General features: G+C 61.9%; 17 protein-coding genes. 8 read left to right on the forward strand and 9 right to left on the reverse strand.

The features are described from left to right. Positions 1-749, reverse strand: a 749-nt coding sequence (locus OB03_RS13695) for an outer membrane protein (protein ID WP_461344528.1), incomplete at its 3' end; no start/stop codon positions are given. A 199-nt stretch (positions 750-948) separates the two neighbouring features. Here OB03_RS13695 and OB03_RS13700 point away from each other — a divergent pair. From OB03_RS13700 to OB03_RS13720, 5 genes are all read left to right on the forward strand, one after another. Further along, positions 949-1,854 (forward strand): SDR family NAD(P)-dependent oxidoreductase, encoded by a 906-nt coding sequence (locus tag OB03_RS13700; RefSeq protein WP_461344529.1) that lies wholly within the window; start codon positions 949-951, stop codon positions 1,852-1,854. A gap of 124 nt (positions 1,855-1,978) precedes the next feature. After that, positions 1,979-2,986 (forward strand): KpsF/GutQ family sugar-phosphate isomerase, encoded by a 1,008-nt coding sequence (locus OB03_RS13705; protein ID WP_242912282.1) that lies wholly within the window; start codon positions 1,979-1,981, stop codon positions 2,984-2,986. Continuing rightward, positions 2,986-4,248 carry a glycosyltransferase family 4 protein gene (locus tag OB03_RS13710; RefSeq protein WP_461344530.1) on the forward strand — a complete coding sequence of 421 codons (1,263 nt, stop codon included), beginning with the start codon at positions 2,986-2,988 and terminating at the stop codon, positions 4,246-4,248. The genes OB03_RS13705 and OB03_RS13710 overlap by 1 nt, the downstream gene beginning before the upstream one ends. 27 nt (positions 4,249-4,275) lie before the next feature. Continuing rightward, positions 4,276-5,403: a polysaccharide biosynthesis/export family protein gene (locus OB03_RS13715; protein ID WP_242912284.1), complete on the forward strand. Its 1,128-nt coding sequence runs from the start codon at positions 4,276-4,278 to the stop codon at positions 5,401-5,403. Then, positions 5,403-5,954, forward strand: a complete 552-nt coding sequence (locus tag OB03_RS13720) for a hypothetical protein (RefSeq protein ID WP_461344531.1) — start codon at positions 5,403-5,405, stop codon at positions 5,952-5,954. Before OB03_RS13715 ends, OB03_RS13720 begins: the two co-directional genes overlap by 1 nt. Here the strand turns inward: OB03_RS13720 and OB03_RS13725 are convergent. From OB03_RS13725 to rpmH, 6 genes are all read right to left on the reverse strand, one after another. After that, positions 5,951-6,943 carry an LLM class flavin-dependent oxidoreductase gene (locus tag OB03_RS13725; protein WP_461344532.1) on the reverse strand — a complete coding sequence of 331 codons (993 nt, stop codon included), beginning with the start codon at positions 6,941-6,943 and terminating at the stop codon, positions 5,951-5,953. The genes OB03_RS13720 and OB03_RS13725 overlap by 4 nt on opposite strands. 60 nt (positions 6,944-7,003) lie before the next feature. After that, a complete protein-coding gene (locus OB03_RS13730) occupies positions 7,004-7,513 on the reverse strand; it encodes a DUF3617 domain-containing protein (protein WP_461344533.1) in 510 nt (169 codons plus the stop codon). A 75-nt stretch (positions 7,514-7,588) separates the two neighbouring features. Further along, a complete protein-coding gene (gene yihA, locus OB03_RS13735) occupies positions 7,589-8,251 on the reverse strand; it encodes a ribosome biogenesis GTP-binding protein YihA/YsxC (RefSeq protein WP_461344534.1) in 663 nt (220 codons plus the stop codon). A 5-nt stretch (positions 8,252-8,256) separates the two neighbouring features. Further along, positions 8,257-10,044 (reverse strand): membrane protein insertase YidC, encoded by a 1,788-nt coding sequence (gene yidC, locus OB03_RS13740; protein WP_461344535.1) that lies wholly within the window; start codon positions 10,042-10,044, stop codon positions 8,257-8,259. Positions 10,045-10,049: 5 nt separating this feature from the next. Then, positions 10,050-10,478: a ribonuclease P protein component gene (gene rnpA / locus OB03_RS13745; protein WP_242912289.1), complete on the reverse strand. Its 429-nt coding sequence runs from the start codon at positions 10,476-10,478 to the stop codon at positions 10,050-10,052. 35 nt (positions 10,479-10,513) lie between these two features. Further along, complete coding sequence (rpmH, locus tag OB03_RS13750; RefSeq protein ID WP_003164000.1) at positions 10,514-10,648, reverse strand: 50S ribosomal protein L34; 135 nt, start codon at positions 10,646-10,648, stop codon at positions 10,514-10,516. A 177-nt stretch (positions 10,649-10,825) separates the two neighbouring features. On the opposite strand from rpmH, the gene OB03_RS13755 reads away from it, so the two are divergent. The 3 genes from OB03_RS13755 (at position 10,826) to OB03_RS13765 (ending at position 13,562) form a co-directional block, all read left to right on the forward strand. Then, positions 10,826-11,554: a TVP38/TMEM64 family protein gene (locus OB03_RS13755; RefSeq protein ID WP_242912290.1), complete on the forward strand. Its 729-nt coding sequence runs from the start codon at positions 10,826-10,828 to the stop codon at positions 11,552-11,554. Between the two features lie 62 nt (positions 11,555-11,616). Then, positions 11,617-13,122: a sensor histidine kinase gene (locus OB03_RS13760; protein WP_242912291.1), complete on the forward strand. Its 1,506-nt coding sequence runs from the start codon at positions 11,617-11,619 to the stop codon at positions 13,120-13,122. Further along, positions 13,119-13,562, forward strand: a complete 444-nt coding sequence (locus OB03_RS13765; RefSeq protein WP_242912292.1) for a cell wall hydrolase — start codon at positions 13,119-13,121, stop codon at positions 13,560-13,562. Before OB03_RS13760 ends, OB03_RS13765 begins: the two co-directional genes overlap by 4 nt. A 78-nt stretch (positions 13,563-13,640) precedes the next feature. Here the strand turns inward: OB03_RS13765 and OB03_RS13770 are convergent, their stop codons facing one another. Together OB03_RS13770 and OB03_RS13775 are read right to left on the reverse strand one after the other, a co-directional pair. Next, positions 13,641-14,693 carry a ribonucleotide-diphosphate reductase subunit beta gene (locus OB03_RS13770; RefSeq protein ID WP_461344536.1) on the reverse strand — a complete coding sequence of 351 codons (1,053 nt, stop codon included), beginning with the start codon at positions 14,691-14,693 and terminating at the stop codon, positions 13,641-13,643. 226 nt (positions 14,694-14,919) lie between these two features. Further along, positions 14,920-16,242, reverse strand: coding sequence for an acetyl-CoA hydrolase/transferase family protein (locus OB03_RS13775; RefSeq protein ID WP_461344537.1), 1,323 nt, complete (start codon positions 16,240-16,242; stop codon positions 14,920-14,922). Between the last annotated feature and the right edge of the window lie 63 nt (positions 16,243-16,305).

Below are 16,305 nucleotides of genomic sequence, written 5' to 3' on the forward strand. Positions count from 1 at the left end.
GGCGGCGGCGGCGGCGGCGGTGCATCTTCAGCGCCGAAGGCGTAACGCAGACCCAGGGTCACGGTGTGCGACTGATCATAGTCGCCCGACCATTCACCGAATGCCGGCGAAACAGCAGCCGGAACAACCGAATCCCAGTTCGCGTCACCGGTCAGGTAACGGTAGGTCAGGTCAACGTGTGCACGGTCCGAAACGGCCCAGGCCAGACCAGCGATTGCTTGAGCAGCAAACTTGGTCGACGAGTCGTCAGCAGCGAAAGCGCCGCCCGGAGCTTGGCGCAGACGGCCGACAGTGTCGACGTTCACGCGGTTAGCACCGACACCCAGACCCACGAACGGACGCAGGTTCCAGTCTTCGTTGCCGAAGTCATAGATGACGTTGGCCATCAGGGTGGTGGAGGTGATGTCACCTTCCGGCGAGTGGCACGGGCCGGTTGCCGGGGTCAGGTTGCACAGGCCTTGTTCGCCCGAAACAGCGCGAACGCGACCAATGTCACCCGAGCGGTAGCCGCCTTCGAGTTCCATACGCCAGTTCGGGTTGAAACGGTAACCGAGGCGGGCGAAAGCAGCCCAACCATCGTTCACTTCCCAGTTCCAGTTTGCACCGGTGGTGGACGATTCGGCATTGATGTCGTCGATGATGTGGTAACCCGCATCAATCGCGCCGTACCAGCCGTTCGGCTCGGCCGAAGCGGCGCCTGCCGCAAACAGCCCAGCAGCGGCGACACTGGCAAGAAGTTTCAGCTTCATGGTGTCTCTCTCTCACTGAAGTTATGAGTCCGATGCCGATGCGTCTCCGCAAAAGCACTCCAGCAACGAACGGCATTGCAGCAAGCCGGTTCCTTGGAATAGCGTCGAATGTGACGACTGTGGCGCCATTCCAACACATAATCGGTGGAACGGGGCCCGATGGGGCCAAATTTGGACGGATATCTGAAAGGTGGGCTGAATGACTGACGGTTTCAAAGGCCAGGTGGCCATTGTCACGGGCGCAGGGGGTGGACTGGGTCGCGAGCACGCGTTGGCGCTGGCCGCGCGCGGCGTAAAGGTTGTCGTTAACGATCTTGGCGGGGCCCGCGATGGCTCGGGGGCGTCGCAATCTGCGGCGGAGGCCGTTGTGGCGGAAATCGTGTCCGCCGGTGGCGAGGCCATGGCCAGCGGCGCGTCGGTCACCGACTTCGAGGCTGTATCGCGTATGGTTGCCGAAACCATGGAGCGTTGGGGCCGGATCGATATTCTGGTGAACAACGCCGGGATCCTTCGTGACAAGAGCTTTGCCAAGATGGAGCTGGATGACTTCCGTCTGGTCGTCGACGTGCACCTGATGGGCGCAGTTAACTGTACCAAGGCCGTTTGGGAAATCATGCGCAGCCAGAACTATGGCCGCATTGTCATGACCACGTCGTCCTCGGGCCTGTTCGGCAATTTCGGTCAGTCCAACTATGGCGCTGCCAAAATGGCACTGGTCGGCCTGATGCAGACCCTCTCCATCGAGGGTGCCAAGAACGACATCCGCGTTAACTGTCTTGCTCCCACTGCCTACACGCGCATGACCGAAGATCTCGGTCTGCCGCTGGATGCGCTGGAAGCCCGGCTTGTGACCCCGGGTCTGGTTCACCTCGTCAGCCCTGATGCTCCGACGCGCTGTATCCTGACCGCAGGCGGCGGGGGCTTCGAGCGGGCTTATGTCACGCTGACGCAAGGCGACTTCATCGTCGGCGACGACGCAGCCGAACAGGTCGCGGCGCGCTTCGACAAGATTTCGGACCGCGAGGAAGAAATCATCCCCGAGATGGGGGCTGCACAGGCCATGATTGAACTGGGCAAGGCCCAGAAAGCTCACGGCGGCTCCTAATTATATAGAGGCGGGAGGGGGCAGATTTGCGCCCCCTCCCCTTCAATAGGATGAGCGAACGATTGTATGTCTCCGCCAAATCCGGCTAATCGGAACGAATGTTAGCTCGCCCCCCGAGCTAAGGATGTTCGAAGATATGACCCAGACGCCGCCTCCCTCCAGCGAACAATCGGTAGTTGCCATGACGTCGCGCGCCCGCCACGTCATCCAGCTTAATATCGAAGCCCTCCAGGCTCTGGAGCGCTCTCTGGATGAGTCGATCGCACGGGCCAGCCAGATCATCCTGTCGCGTCCGGGCTATGTCGTCGTGACGGGCATGGGCAAGTCGGGCCACATTGGCGGCAAGATCGCCGCGACGCTGGCCTCGACCGGCACCAACGCCTTCTTCGTGCACCCCGCTGAAATGAGCCATGGCGATCTGGGCATGTTGCGCCCTGACGTCACGGTACTGGCCATTTCGAATTCCGGCGAAAGCCGTGAGCTGCGTGACCCCCTGATCTTCTGCCAGCGCAACAATATTCCGGTCATCGGCATCACCCAGCGTCCGTCCAGCTTCCTCGGGCGTCACTCCGAGGTCGTACTGACCATGCCCAAGGTGGCCGAGGCCTGCCCGGAAGGTCTGGCCCCGACGACATCCACACTGATGACGTTGGCTCTGGGCGATGCTCTGGCCATGGTGCTCATGGAACAGCGCGGATTTACCCGCGAAGATTTCGGCATGCACCATCCGGGCGGCGCACTGGGCATGAGCCTGCAGAGCGTGCGCGAATGGATGATGGACCACGCCGCCTCGCCGACCTGCGTCGCCGCCGAAACGCCGTTCAAGGATGTCGTGTCGGCCATTACCGAGGGTCGCAAAGGCACCGTGGCAGTGGTCAATGACGACGGCACCCTTGCGGGCATGGTGACGGACGGTGACGTCCGCCGCGCCTTCGCCAACGACATCCAGAACATCACCGCCGCCGACATTATGAGCCGCTCGCCCATCACGGTGGATCCCAGCCAGCGTATGCGCGACGTGGTCGATCTGTTGACCGCCAACAAGATCAGCAGCCTTCTGGTGGTCGAAGCCGATAAGCCGGTGGCCGTCATCCACATCGCCGAGCTGATGCAGGCGGGCTACGTCTCCTGATGGTGCAAACCGTCCTGCTGGATGCCAGTCGGCTCCTGAGCCGGACTGAACGCTCGGCACCGACCGGTATCGACCGCGTGTGTCTGGCCTATGCTGAATGGCTGATCGCCCATCCTCACTACCGTATGGTTCCCGTGCGGACCCGCAAGGGGCAACTGGCACTGGTCGATGATGTGTGGTTCAGCAAGCGAATGGCCGACTTGCGTCATCGCTGGAACGGTCTGGCGCTCGCCGAAGAGCGCCCGCAAGACCGCGCACTGATCGACGCGCTGTGTGCACCACAGGTGCCTGCACATTCGGTCATGACGCCCTTGCCGGACGAAGTTCCGACCGGAAAGAAGCGCCGGGTCACGCGCCAGTTCTTCCGCGCGCGCCGCGCGGCCGTTCCAGATGCCATGGCCTATCTCAATGTGGGTCACACAGGACTGGATGAGCCGGAACTGCTGACGTCACTTGCCGAGCGCAACATTGCCCGCATCCTGCTGGTGCACGACCTTATTCCGGTGACCCATCCCGAATATTGCCGGGCGGGTGATGACGCCAAACACGCGCGTCGAATGAACCATACCCTGTCGCTGGGCACCCACATCATCGCCAACAGCGCCTACACCGCTCACGAACTGTCAAAATTTGCCAAGGCGCAGGGGCTGCCGTTGCCGCCCGTCGATGTGGCGCATCTGGGTCTGGAGAGCCATCTCAGCGCGGTCGCGCCGCTCAAGACCGCCCGCCCCTATTTTGTGCATGTCGGGACCATCGAGGGGCGCAAGAATCTGGCCTTTCTGCTTACGGTCTGGCGCACGCTGGCCGAAAGGCATGGGGCCAATACACCAAGCCTCGTCCTGATCGGTCGATATGGTTGGGAAAACGAGACTGTTCTGGACCTTTTGCACCGCAGCCCTGCCCTTCGTGGGCATGTGCATCAGGCCGAAGGCATGGCCGATGCCACGCTTTCACGTCTTATGCTCGGCGCACAGGCTGTGTTGGCTCCCTCAAGCGTCGAGGGTTTCGACCTGCCCGCCGTCGAGGCCAGCGCTATGGGCATCCCGCTGATTGCATCCGACATCCCGCCACACCGCGAGTTGACGCCGCAAGCGCGACTGATTGATCCGATAGACGGCAACGGTTGGCTGAAGGCGATAGAAGACTACACAACAGCAAAGCCTGTTGTTGGCCAATATAATGCCCCGACTTGGGACGCACACTTCTCCATAGTAGAGCAACGGATACTCAACCCTCTGGCGGCACGACGCCAAGAGGGGTAAGTCTCGGGAAACGGAACAGAGCCGACTATGACCAGAACTGCCGCAAGCCTGATGCTTCTCGCCATCCTCGCCGGTTGCCAAACCCTGCCGCGGGACGGGCCTTCGGGCGCGGGCGTCGTCAAGGGCGCTTCGGACGCCGAGGCCACGCGCAGCTACGCCATCGTCGACCTGTCCTTCGAAATGAGCGAGCGCCTGCGTCTGGCACCGCCGCGCTCGTTTGCCGGTCTGGCCCTGGCCGATAGCAACGAGCCGACCGACATCATCGGCATCGGTGACGGTCTGGCTATCAGCATCCTGTCGCCGGGTTCGACCCTGTTCGCCTCGGGCGACAGCAACGGTGCCCTGCCGCCGATGACGGTGGATCGCAACGGCGCTGTCTCGATCCCCTATGCCGGTTCGGTCAATGTCCGCGGCATGACCCCGGGCCAGGCCGCGACGGCCATCCGCCGCGCACTTGCCGGTAAGGTCGGCAATCCGCAGGTGTTGGTCAGCCTCGCTTCGTCGTCGTCCAATGCGGTGACCGTTCTGGGAGATGTGCGCAATCCCGGCCGTCAGACCCTGACCGCCAACCACGGCCATCTTCTGGATGTTATCGCCGCAGCAGGCGGGTCTTCGCGTTCGCCCTATGACGTCGACGTTGTCATCATGCGCGGCGGCCAGACCTATTCGGCCCCGCTGTCGGTGGTCACCACCAAGTTTGATGAAAACATCCGCCTGCAACGCGGCGACCAGGTGAACCTGACCTATCGCCCGCGCCGCTTCTCGTCGTTCGGTGCGTTTAATGCCGTTGCGCGCAGCGAACTGCCGCCGGGCCCGATGACCCTGACCGAAGCCCTGAGCGGCGTCGGCGGTCTGGATTCCAATCAGGCCAATGCCCGTTCGGTACTGGTCTTCCGCTTCGAGCGCCCCGAAGTCGCGCAGGCTCTGGGCATGACCCAGCCGGTGACCTCGCGCGGCGTGCCGGTGGTGTACCGCCTCAACCTCAACGAAGGTCAGGGCTTCTTCATCGCCAGCAACTTCCAGATCGAGCCTGACGACATCATTTACGCCCCGCGTGCAGGTGCTGCCGAAGCCCGCAAATTCTTCGAAGTGGTCCAGAGCCTGACCCGCGTCGTCTACGACGTGTCGGTAACCAACACCGCCCTTACCAACTAATGTCGATCGTCGAGCGTCTGCGCAGAGTGTGGGGCTTGAAGCCCGACCCTGCGCCTGCGCTTGGCGAGGTCGAACCGGACGACGAACTGGAACTGCCCGAAGGGCTTCCCGAGCAAATCCGCACGGTAGAGCAGGCCGCTTTGGCCATCTATCAACGCCACGGCCTGCCCACCGCTCCCGTCAGTTACCTGCGCAAGGGTGCGGACATGCCGTGGGAGCCCCTGCCCGAAAAACTGACGCCGCCGGAAAAGTGGGCTCTGTTAAACAGCGCTCCGCGCGATGCAGGTTGGCGCTATGGCGACCGTGCCGTGGTCGGGCGGCATCACGAGATCGCGGAGGTGCGCAATGCCTCGACCCTGCTGGCCACCTGCGACAGCCTGAGGCGTCGGCTGGAGGGCCACGAGCCCGTGTCCGCCCAGAACATCTCCGACGCCATGCTATTGGGTACGGCTGCCGGCGTATTGATGACCACGGCCCAGACGCCGCTGAGCGAACAGGTCGAACCCGTCCACGTACCGCTGACGTTTGTAGCGGTTGATGACGAGGACTAGGCTTTCAGGCCGACTGCCTCTGCAAGAAGCTGAAGCGAGCGCACCCGCGCCGCAGGGTCCCAGATCTGGCTGGTAATCATCAACTCGTCCGCCCCCGTGCGGGCGACAAAGTCCGCGATCGTACTACGCACAGTCTCTACCGAACCCACAGCGGCACACGACAGGGCTGAATCGACAACCGCCTTGGCGGTACCATCCAGCCGTTCGTAGTAACCCTCCTGCGGTGCAGGAAGCTTGCCCGCCTTGTTCAGGCGCAGGTTCACGAAGGCTTGCTGAACCGAGGTGAACAGCAGACGAGCCTCATCGTCCGTGTCGGCGACGAAGGCGTTATAGCCCAGCATGAGGTACGGCTTTTCGAGATGCTCAGAAGGCCGGAAAGTCTGGCGGTAGACGTCCGCCGCCCTCATCATTTCGCCTGGCGCGAAATGGCTGGCAAACGCATACGGCAGCCCCATATGGGCGGCCAGTTGAGCACCATAGGTGGACGATCCCAGAATCCAGACCTTCACGTCCTGACCCTCACCGGGATAGGCCGCGATCCGCTGGCCTTCCTGAGCCGGCTGGAACCAGTGCATCAGCTCCATAACGTCTTGCGGGAAGCCGTCGACATCGCCCTGAAGGGTACGGCGCAGGGCGCGTGCCGTTAATTGGTCGGTACCCGGCGCACGGCCAAGGCCAAGATCGATACGACCGGGATAAAGTGCCGAGAGGGTGCCGAACTGCTCCGCAATTACCAGCGGCGCATGGTTGGGCAACATGACCCCGCCTGCCCCGACCCGAATGGTCTTGGTCGCCGCTGCGACCGCGCCGATCACGACCGAAGTGGCGGCGCTGGCGATACCGGGCATGTTGTGGTGTTCAGCAAGCCAATAGCGGGTAAAGCCCGCGGCCTCGGCGTGTTTGGCCAGATCAACCGTGTTCCTCAATGCCTGACCTACGTCAGAGCCAGCGGGAACGGGGGCGAGATCGAGTATGGAATAGGCGGTCATCCTACCGATATGGGGATGCCTTACGGCAACGCCATACCGGCAGGAGAACCATTTTAGGCTTTAGCTACCGGCCGGGCAGTCGCCCAGACGCTCGGCAGTCATGGTGATCTTGGTTTCGGCCATGGCCGGCGTCGGGGCCGGATCCATCTTGGTCGTCACTTCGGTCACATATCGGGTGTTGAAGTCGCCGGTGATCTTGACGGTCGAGTCAGACTTCATATTGCCCGGCAGCTTGCAGCTGGCAGTCGATACCATGGCGTCACCCTGACGGGCGAACGGAGTGCTGGTGCAGTCCGCGCCCGCTTGCTGGGCGGCGGCAGGGGCTTCAAGCTTGGCTTCCTTGATGCACATTTCCTGCGGCGGTACCGACGCGCCACCCGGTATACCGGTCATGGCGGTGGTCACACGCCACATACCCGGCTTAGGGGCCTCGAGCGTAGCCGGAGCCGCTGCAGGGGCAGCCGCGCCGCCGGCTGCGGCATCGCCATCAGCCTTATTTGCCGGCGGATTACATGCAGCCAACGTCAGGGCCGCAACCGAAGTCAGGCCGAGCAAAGCAAATTTGTTCATTGTTGTTCCCTCTCTCCCTCTGTGGAGAAACGAACAACTCTTCGAAGGGCCTAGCGTTCGAGCTTGGCCGCAAATTTAATCCAGACTTACGCCTGTGGTACGCATGATCTCGGCACGAAGTTCCGGCAAGCCCGCACCTTTTTCAGAGGAAGTGATGGCTACATAGGGATAGGCCGCCGGACGCTTGGCGATGGCTTTCAGGGTCGCAGCCTGAACCTTTTCGGCCTCGCCCTTTTTGAGCTTGTCCGCCTTGGTCAGAACGATCTGGTAGGACACTGCTGCCAGATCCAGTGCATCGAGCGCCTCGTCATCGACCTTCTTCAGGCCGTGACGGGCGTCGATCAGCAGATAGACGCGCTTGAGGGTCACACGACCGCGAAGATAGTCGCGGCCGAGGTCCTGAAAGCGCCGGACTTCCTTCTTGGAGGCCTTGGCCCAGCCATAGCCGGGCAAGTCCACCAGACGCAGCTTGTCGTCGAGGTTGAAGAAGTTCACCTCTCGCGTCCGGCCCGGCTCGTTGGAGGCGCGCGCCAGCTTGTGCATGCCGACAAGCCCGTTGATCAGGCTGGACTTGCCCACGTTCGAGCGGCCCGCGAACGCGATCTCGGGGAGATCGGGGTCGGGCAGTTGCTCGATTTTGGCGCAGCCGAGCATGAAAGTGGCCTGACGCGAAAACAGGACGCGCGCGGCCTCAATCTCTTCGGCGGAATACTCACCAACCTTGGGTTCATCCAGCACTAGGATCAGGCCTTTTTGAAGCGGGCAAAGAAGGTGTCGATGGGGTTCTCAGCCTTGTATTTGTGCATGATCACATACTGCTGGAGGATCGACAGGATGTTGTTCCACGCCCAGTAGATCAGCAGGCCAGCCGCGAACGGAGCCATGATGAAGGTGAACACCAGCGGCATCAGAGCGAAGATCTGCCGCTGCATCGGGTCTTGCGCCGGCGGGTTCATCGACATCTGCAGCCACATGGTCAGGCCGTAGATGATCGGCAGAACGCCAAGGTGCAGCGGGCCGCCCAGAATGCCACCGATCAGCGGCGCAGCAGACGGGTCGAATGGCAGGGCACCAAACAGATTCCACAGGCTCGTCGGGTCTTTGGCCGACAGATCCTTGATCCAGCCGAAGAACGGTGCCTGGCGCATTTCGATGGTGACGAACAGAACCTTATACAGCGCAAAGAAGACCGGAATCTGCACCAGGATCGGAAGGCAACCCGCCAGCGGATTGATCTTCTCGCGCTGATACAGGGCCATCATTTCCTGCTGCTGCTTCTGCGGGTCCTTGCCGTGCTTCTTCTTCAGCTCTTCCAGCTTGGGCTGCAGCATGCGCATCTTCGACATCGAAGCGTACGACTTGTTAGCCAGCGGGAAGAGGACCAGCTTGACAACAACCGTCAGCGCCAGAATGGCCAGACCGAAGTTGCCGAGCAGGCCGAAGAAGAACTCCAGAACCTGGAAGATCGGGCGGGTCAGGAACCACAGGATGCCCCAGTCGATCGCATAGACGAAGCGCGGCAGAGCCAGCTGCTCTTCATACTGCTTGAGGATCTCGTTGCGCTTCACGCCAGCGAACAGGCGCTGGGTTTCGGTGATCTGCTTGCCCGGTGCAATCGTATGCGCCGCGCCCAGCAGATTTGCTTCGTGGATGTCCACGCCCCCAACCTGACGCACGGTGAAGCGTGCCTGAACCTGCTCGTCCTGAGCGGGGATCAGGGCTGCCAGCCAGTATTTGTCGGTGATGCCCATCCAACCGCCGGTCGAGTTTTCCTCGACCTTGGTCTTCTTGGCCCAGTCTTTGTATTTGATCTGTTCGGTCGAATAGGACTTGCCGTCGCCGAAGGTACCGATGGCGCCCTCGTGCGAGATCATTTCGCGATGCTTGTCAGGGATGCCCTGACGCTCGACGCGAGAATACGGCGCAATGGTGATCGGCTGGGTGCCGAGGTTGGCGACCGTGTCCGTGACGGTGAACAGGTATTTGTCGTCGACCGAGATCACACGGCTGAAGCGCAGGCCGCTGCCGTTGTCCCAGGCCAGTTCCACCGGCGTGGTCGGGGTCAGCTTGTCACCCTTGACCAGCGTCCAGACCGTATTGGGGCCAGGTACGCCGCCCGGAACGTTGGCACCGCGCCAGCCGAACTGGGCGAAATAGGCGTGCTCTGTGCCTTGCGGACGGAACAGCTCGACCGGAGCCGGATTGCCCAGCTCTTCGCGGTACTGGGTCAGGTAGAGGTCGTCGATACGACCGCCCAGCAGCGAGAGCGAGCCCTTGACCGTGCCGCTCTCGATCGCCACGCGACCCGAGCCGGTCAGGGCCGCAGCGCGGTCCTTGAATACATTCACAGCACCCGTGACTGTCGGATCGGCAGGATCAGCCGCCGCTTCCTTGGTCATCTCGGCCGCGGCGATACGCGCGGCACGTTGCTGCTCGGCCTGAGGCCGCATCACGGTGAAATAGTAGATGCCCATGATCAGGGCCGCGCACACAAAGAAGATGATTGTGTTGCGCGAGTTCTCGTTTTGCATCGGGATCAGCGGTCCTGGCCGGAGAGGCGCGGTTGATCGGTATGGAACGCACCGGAGCGCCCATCTTTATCTAAGGATGGATCGGTACGCATCTTTGTCAGCCTTGTAAGGGCCGATTTCACGTCGTCAAGCAATCGGTCCCAGTCGCGGTCTGCCGTACCCATGCGCGCAATCAGCACATAGTCGCATCCGGACTGGCCGTATTCAGGCAAAAGCAGGCGCGCAGCCTCACGCAGGCGGCGCTTGGCGCGGTTGCGCACCACCGCCCCGCCCACTTTTTTCGTAGCGGTAAAACCTGCGCGAATGGCGTCGTCACCATCCGCACGGTCCAACTGTTGTATGACCACGGCGCCTCTCGCCTGAGAAACGCCTTTGGCGGCCGCCAGAAACTGGGGCCGCCGCAACAGGCGATCGATTTTCATCGGATCGGTCATGCGCCCTCCCATATAGGGTTGTTGGGCGCTTGACTTTAGGCCGTCAGGCGCTTGCGGCCCTTAGCGCGGCGACGCGCTACGATCTTTTGACCGTTCTTGGTGGCCATCCGCGAACGGAAGCCGTGACGGCGCTTGCGCACGAGACGCGACGGCTGATAGGTCCGTTTCACGGTCGGCTCCTGAAATAAAGAAGTTAAGCGGTAGATACGATCATCCACCGCGGAAGAGAGGCGGGCGTATAAATCGGCCCCGCGCCGGAGTCAACGGCGCCTTGGCGTTTGAAGCGCGTTATGAAGCCAGAATCGATAAGGTTTTTTCGTAACGCTGGAATATGGAGCCCTTGCGATTTGCATCGCCTGACCCGCTTTATCCCCCTTGTTTTGGTCATCGCTGCGGCAGCTTTGATCTTTGGCATGGGATGGAACCGCTACCTGTCGCTGGACACCCTGCGCGACCACGGCGCGACGCTGTCGGCGTGGGTGGACCAGTATTACTGGCTGGTGCTTATAGGGCTGATGGCGCTGTTTGCCGTCCTGACCGCCAGTGTCGTGCCGGGCGTGGTCTTTATCACCGTCACCGCAGGCTATCTGTTCGGCCCATGGGTAGGCGGCATAGCAACTGCCTTTGCCGCCACAGTCGGGGCGCTGGCCGTCTATTATGTAGGCCGCACCGCGCTGGGGGACTCACTCAAGCGCAAGGCTGCCTCGGATACGGGCCTCCTCAAGCGCATCTGTGATGGCGTGGACCGCAACACCTTCAGCTATGTGCTCACGGCGCGCCTGATCGTGTCAGTGCCGTTTCATATGATCAACGTGGCGGCCGGGATCATGTCGGCCCCCTTGCGTCCCTATATGTTGGCGACCTTCATCGGGCTGTTGCCGGCGCATATTATCTATTGCTGGATCGGCAGCGGGCTTCACGCCGTACTGGTGAAAGACCCCGATCCTGATATCCAATCGTTATTCCAACAGTTTATGTGGCCGCTGATCGGTGTAGGCTTCCTGTCTATGATACTGCCAATGGGTCTAAAGCTGATCAAATCGCGTTATGGACGTTCGCACGCGGGCGACCAATGACTGAACCCGCGCCTGAAACCGGAACCCCAGTGCCCCAAAGCCTTGCCTCTCACCGATCAAAGTTGAGCGACGCCCTCAAGGCGCGCTTGAATTCGGGCGAGCGCATCCGGCCGCACGGGCCAGACGGTTTGACGGCGCGCCTTATGCTGCTGACGGTGGCGTTCACGCTACTGGTTGCAGGCATGATTTTGATCCCCAGTGCCTCCTCCTTCCAGGAAAGGTGGCTCAGTGACCGTCTGCAGGCCGCAGAGCTGGCATCTGTGGGGGTCGAGGCCCTGCCCTACTCCGCGGTCGAAGACAGCACTGCAGAGCAGCTCCTGACCATCGGCGGGGTACAGTCGGTGGTCGTCGGCGAACAGGGCGTGCGCCGTCTCTTGCTCCAGGCCCCCAATCTGCCGCGCGCGCCGGAGCTGATCGACCTCAGAAACCGCAGCATCGGCTCCAAACTGCTGGACCCTTGGCGCACCTTGTTTGCACACCCGGACCGTTCGCTGCGGGTGCAGGCGACACCGCGCTATCGCTCGGGCGAGTTGATCGAAATCCTCGCCCCCGCTCAGCCGCTGAAGTTGGAGCTTAGGGCCTTTATCCTGTCGAACCTGATTGTGTCTGTGGTGATCGCACTGGTGGCGGGCGGACTGCTCTGGCTGGGCCTGTCCTTCCTCGTCCTGCAACCTCTGCAGCGCGTGACGCGGTCCATCGAACGCTTTGCTGCGGATCCGGAGAGCGTGGCCGAGGTCCCGTCCGATCGTCACGACGAGATCGGCCGCGTCGAGCGCGAACTGGCACGTATGCAGGAGGAAGTGCGCCACTCCCTGCGTGCGCGCGCCCGTCTGGTGGCGCTGGGTGCGGCGGTCGCAAAGATCAATCACGATCTGCGCAATATGCTGACATCCGCCCAGATCGCCTCCGAGCGCCTGTCGTCGTCGTCGGACCCGTTGGTGGCCAAGGCCTTGCCCCGCCTAGAGCGAGCGCTGGGGCGTGCCGCAGGGCTGGCCCGCAACGTTCTGGAGTACGGCAAGTCCGAAGAGCCCGAGCCCGAGCGCCGCCGCCTGCTGCTGGCACGTGTTGTCGCAGCCGCTGCAGAGGATGCAGGCTTGTCCGATCAGGGCGTGCGCTTGGTAACCGACCTGCCGTCCCGATTTGTCGTGACCGCCGATCCCGATCAGCTTCACCGCATCTTCGTCAACCTGATGCGCAACGCGCGTCAGGCCATCGAGAGTCTGAATGACGACAGACATGGCCAGATTGCCGTAAAGGCCCGCGAGGAAGACGGCTTTGCCGTCATTCAGGTGCGCGACAATGGCCCGGGCATCCCCGAACGCCTTGCAGGGCGGCTTTTCGAGGCCTTTGTCAGCGGTTCGAAATCCGACGGCACTGGTCTTGGTCTGACGATTTCGCAGGAACTGGCCGCCAACCATGGCGGTCAGGTGCAACTTGTCGAAACCGGCCCCGAGGGCGCGACGTTTGAACTGCGCTTGCCCCAATTAGCTCCGAAGGCCAATCCAGAGCTCCTAGATTTAACCGCCGCCGCAGAAGCGGCCGAAACGACCGAAGGTGAAAAGCCATGATGATGAAATCACTCACTGCCGTAGCGGCTGCCGCAATGGTCGCGCTGTCTGCGCCTATTGCCGTTGCGCAGGATGCCACGGCATCCGACCCTGTTGCCGAGGCCCTGCGCGCACGTGGCGAAGCCTATCGCCGCGGTGCCGATGAAAAGCAGGACCCGCAAGAACTGCGCACGACCTCGGCGCTGAACGCCGAGATCATGGAGCAGAACGATCTGGCCGAACTGCAGGACCGTGCCAACCAACGCGCGTTCGCCAAGGCTCAGGCAGACTATCAAGAAGAACTGGACCTGATGGAGATGGAGACGCGCCGTATCGAGGCCGAGACCGCTGCGAAACAGGCTGCCTATCAGGCCGAACTGGCGGCCTATGAGCGCGCTCAGGCCGACTGGCGGGCGTGTGTCGCCGGCGACAAGACGCGCTGCGCCCAGCAGCCTCAATAAGCCTCACAGAGGCAGACAAGACAAAGGGCGCGCGGCCACCGGCCACGCGCCCTTTTCATTTTCGTCCGGTTCGGGAGCTTAGCCCTCGACCGGGGCCTGCTCCTGACGCTTCTTGAGCAGGGCATCGAAGCTGTCCCACACGCCGTCGGCACCGTGCCACGAGCCTTGGGTTGCGGCTTTCGAATATTCCGTTGCGCGGGCTTCGAAGAAGTTGGCGTGCTCGACACCCGATAGCAGGGACTGCAGCCACGGCAGCGGGTTTTCCTTCACGCCGTAAACGTCCGGCAGTTGCAGCTGGCGCAGACGCCAGTCGGCGATGAAGCGGATGTATTGCTTGATGTCGTCCGGCGTCATGCCGTTGACCGGACCCATTTCAAAGGCCAGGTCGATGAACTTGTCTTCCATATCGATAACGGTCTTGCAGTTATCGACGATGTCGTCCGCCACGGCTTTGGTGACCGCACCGGTTTCCTTGTTGAAGGCGTGGTACAGCTTGATGATGCCTTCGCAGTGCAGGCTCTCGTCGCGCACCGACCACGAGACGATCTGGCCCATGCCCTTCATCTTGTTCTGGCGCGGGAAGTTCATCAGCATGGCGAAGGAAGCGAACAGCTGAAGGCCTTCCGAGAAGCCACCGAACATCGCCAGCGTTCGGCAAATGTCGGCATCGGTCTCTACGCCGAACTTGCCCATGTAATCGTGCTTGTCCTTCATGGCCTCGTATTCCATGAAGGCACCGAACTCGCTCTCGGGCATACCGATGGTTTCGAGCAGAAGCGCATAGGCCGCGATATGGATGGTCTCCATGTTCGCAAAGGCCGCCAGCATCATCTTCACTTCGGTCGGTTTGAACACCCGACCATAGCGTTCCATGTAGTTGTCCTGAACCTCGATGTCCGCCTGGGTGAAGAAGCGGAAGATCTGGGTCAGAAGGTTGCGCTCGTTGTCATCCAGCTTGGCCGCCCAATCCTTGACGTCCTCGCCGAGCGGCACTTCCTCCGGCATCCAGTGGACCTGCTGCTGCTTCTTCCACATGTCGAACGCCCACGGATAGCGGAACGGCTTATAGGCGGTCGACGGGGTCAGCAGACCGGGCGTGCCGGGCTGGATGATCGAGGATTGGGCGTTCATCACACGGGGTCCTGACGAGGTAGAAACTGGATGGAGATTCGTAGGCCCAACCATGCGCCACCACCGCGGCGCGGGCAAGCCGCCATCGGGCCTATATTGCGATGAAAATTCTTATAGCCACTAGATGTGGGGTCATTAGACCACGCAACTGTGGGGTGTGCTGGGGACAAAAAAGCCCGCCGCTGCGCAAGGCAGGGCGGGCTTTCGTAATTCGCGGCCTGCGTCCTTACAGGATCATGCCCAGTCGGCGGGCATCGGCTTCCAGGCTTTCGCGGAACTGAGGGGCAGCCAGCTGGATCAGGGCGCGGGTGCGCTCCTCGACCGACAGGCCGCGCAGATTGACCGCGCCGTGCTCGGTCACGATCCACTGCACGTCGTTACGCGGCGTGGTCACCGGACCATCCAGCTGCGCCACGATGCGCGAGACCGTGCCCTTGGCTGCGGTCGAGTGGCAGGCGATGATCGACTTGCCGCCCTTGGATGCCGCGGCACCGCGCACAAAGTCCAGCTGCCCGCCCGAGGCCGTGAACTGGCGCCCGTTCAGGTACTCCGAGCAGCAGGCACCGAACAGGTCGACCTGCAGGGTCGCATTGACCGAGACCACCTTGTCGTTTTGCGAGATGACGCGCGGGTCATTCACATAATCGACGCCATAGGCTTCGAAGTCCGGATTATTATCGATGAAGTCGTAGTCGGCCTTTGTGCCCATGGCGAAGGCAAAGACCGCCTTGCCCTTATGGATGTTCTTGCGGCTGTTGTTGATCACACCGGCCTGCATCAAGGCGATCAGGCCGGGCGTCATCAGTTCGGTATGAACGCCCAGATCCTTGCGATCGAACAAGGCGGCACAAACCGCATCCGGCAGGGCCCCGATGCCCATCTGAAGCGTCGAGCCATCCTCGATCATATCGGCGATGATTGCGCCGATGGCCTCGTCCGCAGGTGCCATCGCAGCCTTGCCCGACTCGATCAGCGGGACATTGTTTTCCACGATGGCCGTCACTTCGGAGATGTGGACGCGGGTATCGCCGCCCACACGCGGGAACTGGTCGTTGACCTCCAGTATCAGGCGCGCGCCGGAACGCGCGACCGGCGTGGCATAATCAGCGTTCACACCGAACGAGAAATAGCCCTCGTCATCCATCGGCGAGACGGTGGTCACCAGAGTATCCACCTTGACCTGATTGACCATCACATCGGGGGCCTGCTGGAAACTGGACGGGATGAACCACACGCCGTTACGGCCGGCATCGCGGCTCTGCTGCTCCAGTTTGCGCTCGATACCGCCGTGGAAGAGGCTGTACGGCCGAAGGCGGTCCGTCAGTTCGTAGCGTAGGACGGTCTCACCGGCCTGCTTCATCGACAGCAGATAGTAGATGTTTACGTCGGACACCTGACCGGCATCGGCACGGTCCGCGAGCGCCTTAAGAAGCGCCGGCGGCTGGGAGATGCCGAGACCCATGGCCATTCTTGTACCGTTACCGATGAGCGCGGCGGCTTGGTCGGCGGTGGTCAGGCGCTTGGCATATTCAGCCGCAAAGTCAGTCATGGTCTGCCTCGGTAATCCACTGGCCGCCTAAACGGCCCAAGGTCGGTAATGACCAAATTCGTA

The sequence above is a fragment of the Brevundimonas sp. GN22 genome, from assembly GCF_054824005.1.

Bases quoted from the DNA above. Each gene is read 5' to 3' on its own strand.
- OB03_RS13700 (WP_461344529.1), top strand. From the start codon at position 949: ATGACTGACGGTTTCAAAGGCCAGGTGGCCATTGTCACGGGCGCAGGG.
- OB03_RS13705 (WP_242912282.1), top strand. From the start codon at position 1,979: ATGTTCGAAGATATGACCCAGACGCCGCCTCCCTCCAGCGAACAATCG.
- OB03_RS13710 (WP_461344530.1), top strand. From the start codon at position 2,986: ATGGTGCAAACCGTCCTGCTGGATGCCAGTCGGCTCCTGAGCCGGACT.
- OB03_RS13715 (WP_242912284.1), top strand. From the start codon at position 4,276: ATGACCAGAACTGCCGCAAGCCTGATGCTTCTCGCCATCCTCGCCGGT.
- OB03_RS13720 (WP_461344531.1), top strand. From the start codon at position 5,403: ATGTCGATCGTCGAGCGTCTGCGCAGAGTGTGGGGCTTGAAGCCCGAC.
- OB03_RS13725 (WP_461344532.1), bottom strand. From the start codon at position 6,943: ATGACCGCCTATTCCATACTCGATCTCGCCCCCGTTCCCGCTGGCTCT.
- OB03_RS13730 (WP_461344533.1), bottom strand. From the start codon at position 7,513: ATGAACAAATTTGCTTTGCTCGGCCTGACTTCGGTTGCGGCCCTGACG.
- yidC (WP_461344535.1), bottom strand. From the start codon at position 10,044: ATGCAAAACGAGAACTCGCGCAACACAATCATCTTCTTTGTGTGCGCG.
- rnpA (WP_242912289.1), bottom strand. From the start codon at position 10,478: ATGACCGATCCGATGAAAATCGATCGCCTGTTGCGGCGGCCCCAGTTT.
- OB03_RS13765 (WP_242912292.1), top strand. From the start codon at position 13,119: ATGATGATGAAATCACTCACTGCCGTAGCGGCTGCCGCAATGGTCGCG.
- OB03_RS13770 (WP_461344536.1), bottom strand. From the start codon at position 14,693: ATGAACGCCCAATCCTCGATCATCCAGCCCGGCACGCCCGGTCTGCTG.
- OB03_RS13775 (WP_461344537.1), bottom strand. From the start codon at position 16,242: ATGACTGACTTTGCGGCTGAATATGCCAAGCGCCTGACCACCGCCGAC.